Source organism: Microcystis sp. LE19-84.1B, assembly GCF_027531875.1.
Taxonomy (GTDB): Bacteria; Cyanobacteriota; Cyanobacteriia; order Cyanobacteriales; family Microcystaceae; genus Microcystis; species Microcystis panniformis.
Map to the genome: position 1 here is coordinate 1 of NZ_JAPZSR010000292.1, position 6,344 is coordinate 6,344.

Annotated in this window: 5 protein-coding genes and 1 pseudogene; 3 read left to right on the forward strand and 3 right to left on the reverse strand. The window is 41.4% G+C overall.

Annotation, left to right across the window (positions count from 1 at the left end):
* Positions 1-131: 131 nt before the first annotated feature.
* Positions 132-440: pseudogene (locus O9324_RS16745) on the forward strand (pirin family protein); the annotation flags it as partial.
* 60 nt (positions 441-500) lie between these two features.
* On the opposite strand, the gene O9324_RS16750 reads toward O9324_RS16745, so the two are convergent.
* Positions 501-743 (reverse strand): hypothetical protein, encoded by a 243-nt coding sequence (locus O9324_RS16750; protein WP_002769725.1) that lies wholly within the window; start codon positions 741-743, stop codon positions 501-503.
* 257 nt (positions 744-1,000) lie between these two features.
* Between O9324_RS16750 and O9324_RS16755 the strand changes: the two genes are divergently transcribed.
* Entirely contained in the window at positions 1,001-1,477 is a 477-nt protein-coding gene (locus O9324_RS16755) for a hypothetical protein (RefSeq protein WP_287633297.1), read from the forward strand.
* 93 nt (positions 1,478-1,570) lie between these two features.
* On the opposite strand, the gene crtB is transcribed toward O9324_RS16755, so the two are convergent.
* On the reverse strand, positions 1,571-2,503 hold the full coding sequence (crtB, locus tag O9324_RS16760) for a 15-cis-phytoene synthase CrtB (protein WP_288140777.1): 933 nt from the start codon (positions 2,501-2,503) through the stop codon (positions 1,571-1,573).
* A gap of 105 nt (positions 2,504-2,608) precedes the next feature.
* Entirely contained in the window at positions 2,609-4,039 is a 1,431-nt protein-coding gene (pds, locus tag O9324_RS16765) for a 15-cis-phytoene desaturase (RefSeq protein ID WP_288140778.1), read from the reverse strand.
* A 381-nt stretch (positions 4,040-4,420) separates the two neighbouring features.
* Between pds and O9324_RS16770 the strand changes: the two genes are divergently transcribed.
* Positions 4,421-6,124 (forward strand): glucosyltransferase domain-containing protein, encoded by a 1,704-nt coding sequence (locus O9324_RS16770; protein WP_288140779.1) that lies wholly within the window; start codon positions 4,421-4,423, stop codon positions 6,122-6,124.
* Positions 6,125-6,344 lie beyond the last annotated feature (220 nt).

The window sequence follows — 6,344 nt, forward strand, 5'->3', positions numbered from 1 at the left end:
CCAAGCTTTTCTGGTCGGAACCCCCTAAGCCGAGTTTTCAAGGTGCTGCGCCGTCCACTTGGTTTTCGAGACTGGCCTTTTAATTCTAACGTAAAGCCAACCTAGAACGGCGGGGTTTCAGACCCAAAATTTCCGATGAACAAAAAGCGATCGCATTTTCTCCCCATACCTTACAACTAATCGCCTCTCCCACCGGTGCCGGTAACGCGGTTAAAGTCCATCAAGACGTTAATCTCTACGCGGGAATTATGCCCCCAGGCCAGTCCCTGACTCATTCCTTCGCTCCCAGTCGTTATGGCTGGTTACAAGTGGCTAGAGGGCAAATAACCCTAAATAGCGTGCATTTACAAGCGGGGGATGGAGCGGCAATTAGCGAGGAAACTTCCTTGGCTATTCAATCTCTAGAAGACTCGGAAATTTTGCTTTTTGACCTAGGGTAGTGGGGTTGAGTGTTAGGAACCCTAGGGGCGAAGTTTTGCTGCCAATTCCCCGGCCGACTTTCAGCCATCAATACTGTCCACCACGCTGAGAAAATCGTTATGGATTAGCTCGGCGATAAAATTCTCCGGATCGGTGATAGGAACAGTAACGCCTTGGCTGGCTACCATATGTGCAGCCATCCGAGTCATGAATTCCTGTCTTGTTTCCGTCATTCTCCCCTGACATTGTTGTAATTTTTCTACCAATTCCAGTGGGGAATCGGCCACCAGTTTATCTCCCTCGCGGGTGACATAAATTGTCATCTTTCCTACCTCCTAAATGATTGGGAACGAGAATTCGGCACTACTAAACCACTTCTTTTCTCGCTATCATTATTGCCAGTTAGTTAGTCCCAGCCTCGTCCGTCTTTCCCTGTTTCCATTATTTTTTCTGGCTCGTCGCCAGGTAATTATTATTATCGCCAAAATAAAAGGATAAATTTGTCAATCTTTGTAACGAAAAATCAAGAAAAACTGTTCTCACCGTATCGCCCTGAACCTTTGCGGGGAAATTTGTTACAATGAATACAAAGGGACTCCCTGAGCCAGATCCCATCCCTAGTAAAAAATTGGCCAGGTGGGGAGCGGAAGTGAATAGTTCCGAGAGGATAGGCATTTGTCAGAGTTTCCCGCTTCCTTTAGTTTTAGGGGGAAAAGCCATGAAATCTGCCACATTATTATCGCCTGATCGACCGCTGCCAGAATTTCTCCGGTCAGCTATCCGAGAACGTTTTCCGGGGAAAGCGATCGATGATCTCAGCATCCGCTACTATGAAAGCGTCGAGGATGTGGGATACGAGTATTTTAACGATCGGGTGTTGCCGGCCTGTAGCGATGAGCCTGTTGTCCGCTATCTTGGCCCGTTTATCTCCTACGTCCGTCTAGGAGAAGCCCTAGTTTTGGATCGGCCAGATGGTCTTGTGGTTTACGAAACCGATCGAGATGTTCCCTGCACGGAAACCGGACCTTTCTGGTTGGTGACTCCTAAATCGCTCTGAAAAACCCAACCCAAGTTGAGCAGCTCAATTGGGAAAAGTTAATAGTTAAGACTCGACGGGTGGAGTCGGTAAGCGACAAAACCCGTCGCATTTTTATAAGGCTTGCGATCGCAACCAAGCCACGGGTAAATAGAGCATTTTCTTGGCTAAAGGCACGAAGGCACGACGGGCGAAGACATCGTAGTTATTTGCTTCAATTACGTCTAAAATGCCTTGATAAAGCAGTAAAGCCGCCCAAACCGGCCAACGGGAATCGGGATTAAGGGCGCGAATCCCCCTTTCGGCAGAATCATAGTAATAACGGGCCCGCTCAATTTGGAAGCGCATTAACCCCTTCCAACGGTCATCATTAACCCCTTTGAGTAAATCATCTTCGCTGTAGTTAAAACGCTCTAAATCCTCTAAAGGTAGATAAATCCGCCCACGATGGACATCTTCCCCCACATCCCGCAAAATATTGGTTAATTGATTGGCAATACCGAGATCGATCGCTTCTTCTTGGGGAATATAAACGCTTTGATTGCGTCGCCAAGGAGCCGAGCGGTCGCCATGTTCCAATCCTAACACGGCGCTGGACATTAACCCCACCGTTCCCGCCACCCGATAGCAGTACAGTTTTAGTTCATCAAAGGTTTGATAACGACTGCGATAGAGGTCCATCTGTTGCCCGGCGATCATATCCCGAAAGGGTTGGATATCCATGGGGAACTTTTCTAGAGTATCCACGAGAGCGACATCGGCATCCTCGATGGCAACCCCAGAAAAGACAGTTTCTAGCTGTTTTTCCCATAAATCAAGGGTTTCAGGGGTAGTTAACCGGGCTTGGGGTCCATCGACCAGTTCATCGGTACGACGACACCAGACATAAATTGCCCAGATCGCTTGACGTTTTGCTTTCGGCATCAGGAGAGTACCGAGATAAAACGTTTTGGAATACTTCTCTGTAATCCGGCGACAGAGTTCGTAGGACTCCGCAAGGGAGACGAGGGGTTTGGTGGGGTGGGTCGGTTTTGGCAATTGGAGCATTCTGCTGGGGCGGAATGATTGACTTAGATTAACGGCGAACTGTGGCTAATGATATAGCATTGTCTCACTCAAGGCCATTTTCGTCATTAGTCCCTAGCCAGAGAATTAACGAGCGCTGGACACTGGTGTAGATTGGGTTTTATTCGGGTTTAGCGGTGCTGCGGGGTGATCTTTGCTGATCACTGCCGCCGCTAATTTCCCCGATAAAACCGCTCCTTCCATGCTTCCTAAATATTTTTGCATGGTATAGTCACCGGCGAGATAAAAATTCTCGATCGGAGTTTTCTGAGAAGGTCGATAAGCTTGTCGGCCAGGGGTGGCTTTATAAACCGATCGAGGAGTTTTCACCAGATGGTATTTTAACAATTGACTGGGATTATCGCCAGTAAAATGTTGAGGAAAGAGTTTTTCTAATTCTTTCATCGTGGCGGCGATAATTTCTTCATCGGATTTGCTAATCCAATCCTGAGCAGGAGCGAGAACTAATTCTAACATCGAGCGATCGGGGTTAGCGTATTCTTTACAGGTGTTGCTCATGTCAGCATAAACACTGAGTAAAGGCGAACGGGAGAATAATAAATGATCGATGTCGGTTAGTTTGCGATCAAACCAGAGGTGTAGATTAATAACAGGAACTCCTTCTAATCCTTCTAATTTTTGAAAGAATTTATCTTCTTGCCAAAGTTTAGGCAGTAAAACTTTTAAAGGATCTACAGGCATCGCAGACACATAAAGATCAGCTTCAAAAAGATAATCTTTCGCACCGTCTAAACCGCGCATTAAGAAGGCTTTAACTGTGCCATCTTCATTTAAGAGAATCTCTTTTAAAGGGGCATTTAAGCAGACTTCGCCACCTCTAGCGGTGATGTAATCGACTAAAGGTTGGCAGAGTCTTTCTGTGGGTGAACCGTCGAGAAAGGCCATTTTTGAGCCGTTTTTCTCCTGTAAAAAGCGGTTGAGGGCTGTTAGTAGAATCGTGGCGGAAATCTCGTTAGGATCGATAAAGTTTAGAGCTTTCGACATAGCGATAAACACTTCTTTTTCTACCCTAGGAGGGATGTTTTGTTTCTCTAACCATTCCGACCAAGAATATTTATCCATCTCCTCGACGTAACTTTGGCCTTTAACAATGGCAGGGAGTAAACCGAGTCCAAATTTAATTTTTTCCTCCCAAGTTAACATATCATTATTGCGGAGAATGGCAACAATACCGTTAATTGGGGCGGGAATATCTGGGAAGTCAAACCGCGAATAGGTCCCCGGTTTTTCCGGCTGATTGAAGATCATCGAGTGTTCTTTCCACTGTAAACGATCTTCTATTCCTAATTCTTGGAATAATTGCAGCATATTGGGATAAGCGCCAAAGAAAATATGTAAACCGGTTTCGTACCAGTCCCCATCGGCATCTTTCCAAGCGGCAATTTTTCCCCCTAATACATCGCGACGTTCCAGTACGATGGGCGTATGTCCCGCATCGACAAGGTATTTCGCACAAGATAATCCGGCTAGTCCCGCACCAGCGATCGCAACTCGCATCGTTTCCTATCTACTCTCTAATGTCTTGTCTTTATCACATTCGCTATTATACTTCACATTTCGTTACATTTTTTTTCAGATTGTCGAGGAGGCAGCACAGGAGACAGTCCCGATGCCAAAGTTGGCACCGCCAAGCATGAAAATATGATAGCCTCCAATTAAGGCTGAGACGGATCTCCTGACTTTAGGGTTGAAAATGTATTACAGGATACGGTTTGGCGGTAATTGTGACGATCTAAGCCTTGTGGCAAAGGATATAAGCATCTTTTATCCCCCTTAACCAGGAAGAGCCTTATGAAAAGACGTATTTTTGTCGTTTAGGCTACTCTTTACCTTGGGGTTCAGCTATAATTGCCGTAATCCCAATTCAGTCTTTTCTTTATGTCACCGCTCAAGTACTTAAAAATTAATCCACTCAGCAACCAAATCATGTTGTTATTTGGTAACTATAAAATCCAAGTCTTTTTAGTTTCACTTTATGTTTTTTTTATATTTCTTAATTATATTTTAGGCACTACTCCTAATTGCTGTGAAGATATCTACTTCATTAACCCTTTAAGTCCTGAACAAAAAATTAATTGGGTTTGGGCAAAGACAATCGCAGAAGGTCGCTTTATTTCATCATTTATTATGGCTTTTTGGTCTGGCTTTTTCAATACTCATATTGCATCTTTGTTAGTTGTTAGTTTCAGTATTTCGACTTCAATTTTAATTACATTATCGTGGAATTGTAAAAAGAGATATTTTGGACTGATTTTAGCTCTGCTTTCTCTTAATTCCTCTTTGCTGATGCTCTATACTTTTCAATTTTATTCTTCTATTTTTAGTATTGCAAACTTTGCTATCATTCTTTTACTCTACTTTTATCGAAAAAATAAGTATATTATTCTTTTTGTACCTCTGATTACGATGATAGCTCTAGGGATATATCAGATCAGTTTTACGTTCAGCCTAATGGTTTTATTTTTGATGTTTTTTATTGATGTATTTGAAGAGAAAAATTTTTTATGGAAAAGTAAACTTTTTTTTTATAGCAAATATTTTTGTGCGACAATTTTAGGATTTTTTGCCTACCACATTCTCCTTCATGTACTTTTATCTTTTCATGGAAAAACTAGAATTACAAGAATAGAATTGTGGGGAGGACGTGATTTAAAAACTTTTCAAGATTATTTTTTTTATGGTATTGAGTGTTTTAATTCATTCTTAGGTAATGGTATTCGGTCATCATTAAATCCTGGGGATAGTTTTTGGCTAGGAGATATACACTCTCGTTTTTTTTTAATAAAACTTAATGAAATATTAATTCCAGTATTGCTGGTAATTTTATTATTCTATTCAATACAAAAAAAAGACTTCTTGAAGATTATTATTGTAATTATTTTTCTGCCAATTACAATAGGTATTGTCTTAGCTCCAACTATATTGTCTGGTAGCAATCCTATTGCAAGAACTTTTTTCCCTTTTGGATTAGTATTGCCTGCCTTGATTCTGGCAATACTCAATCTGAACTTTCGTTTTTTTGCTCTGAAATCTTTGGTTACTTGTATCTCTATTATTTTATTATTAGCTAATAGCTTTTTTCATGTTGAAGTATTTCAAGAGATGCGAGAAAAGTCGCATTTAGCTAAGGTCGAACACGAAAAAATGTATGAAGTACTGTCAGCTAATCCCAATTTTTCGCCTGAGAGAAAAGTTTTAATATATTGGTATAATGTAAACCAACCCAATGACAAAACATATATTGGCTCAAATTTCTGGCCAATGTATCATTCTACCTGTATGGACATACTTTTTAAATATGAAATCAACAAAAATATTAGTTTTGTTTCGTTAGATGATACGCTAACCACCGAACAAAAAGAGCAAGTAAGACGTTTTATCTCATTTGATACCCTGACATCACAACAGAGAGAGCAGGTACGACGCTTTATTGTTGACCAAAAATTGCCGACTTGGAATGAAAAACAATCTACAATCTTCATGCCGCCCAATTCTAGTTTTTCAGAAGGTTTGTTAATTCTTTACTATCCCTATGATCTGTTGATAAGTTCTTCCTCTCTTAAATCTGAGGATTTGATTTGAGAAAAGGCTAATTCTAAATTTCCAAATAGTTAATATCCCACTTTCCGCACTTCTTAACATTCAATTGATAATTTTTACTAATATCTGGACTTCCCCCATACATAAATACTAAAAAATTAACAAAACCCTTACTGCAGGTCGCTTCTAAGAAAAAATTGAAAAGAGGCTACTGGGTACATTTTTTACTTGAAAATGGCTGTACCGTTGACTGTATCTGGAG

Coding starts and splice junctions, on each gene's coding strand:
- O9324_RS16755 (WP_287633297.1), top strand. CDS start 1,001: ATGAATACAAAGGGACTCCCTGAGCCAGATCCCATCCCTAGTAAAAAA.
- pds (WP_288140778.1), bottom strand. CDS start 4,039: ATGCGAGTTGCGATCGCTGGTGCGGGACTAGCCGGATTATCTTGTGCG.
- O9324_RS16770 (WP_288140779.1), top strand. CDS start 4,421: ATGTCACCGCTCAAGTACTTAAAAATTAATCCACTCAGCAACCAAATC.
- crtB (WP_288140777.1), bottom strand. CDS start 2,503: ATGCTCCAATTGCCAAAACCGACCCACCCCACCAAACCCCTCGTCTCC.
- O9324_RS16750 (WP_002769725.1), bottom strand. CDS start 743: ATGACAATTTATGTCACCCGCGAGGGAGATAAACTGGTGGCCGATTCC.